Genomic DNA, 564 nt, shown 5'->3' on the forward strand with positions numbered 1-564 from the left:
CGCCGTCCTCACCCCCGCACTCCGCGCAGAACTCCAGGGCAGTCTCCTGCACTGAGCGCACCCTGAGCGGTACTTCCACCGTCCCACCTCCCCGCCGGGTCCGACCCGACCGGACCCGGCGTTCCGCCCTCAGCTACCCTCAGGCAGCTGATCCCGCCTCAGCTGGCATTCGCCCCAGCTGGAACCGGCTGCCCCAGGCTGCAGCACAAGGAGGACCCATGACCCCGCCTTCGACACCCGCCGGCTCGTACGGCAACGGGTACGGCAGCGGCTACGGCGGGCAGCAGTCCGACGGCTACGAGCAGCAGCCGCTGGTCCGCCCGTACGCGATGACCGGTGGCCGCACCCGGCCGCGGTACCAGCTCGCGATCGAGGCGCTGATCTCGACCACCGGCTCCGCCGAGCGGACCGGTGGCCTGCTGCCCGAGCACTCCCGGATCGTCAACCTCTGCCGGGAGGTCAAGTCCATCGCGGAGATCTCCGCACTGGCCGGTGTCCCGCTCGGTGTCGCCCGCATCCTCGTGGCCGACCTGGCCGAGGCCGGCCTCGTCGCCATCCACCAGC

General features: G+C 72.0%; 1 protein-coding gene. It reads left to right on the forward strand.

Annotated elements, in window-relative coordinates; translation table 11 throughout:
• Window positions 1-218: 218 nt before the first annotated feature.
• A partial coding sequence (locus ACFP3U_RS37040; protein WP_380230167.1) for a DUF742 domain-containing protein occupies window positions 219-564 on the forward strand: 346 nt, incomplete at its 3' end.

This window comes from Kitasatospora misakiensis (genome assembly GCF_042656005.1).
GTDB lineage: Bacteria > Actinomycetota > Actinomycetes > Streptomycetales > Streptomycetaceae > Kitasatospora > Kitasatospora misakiensis.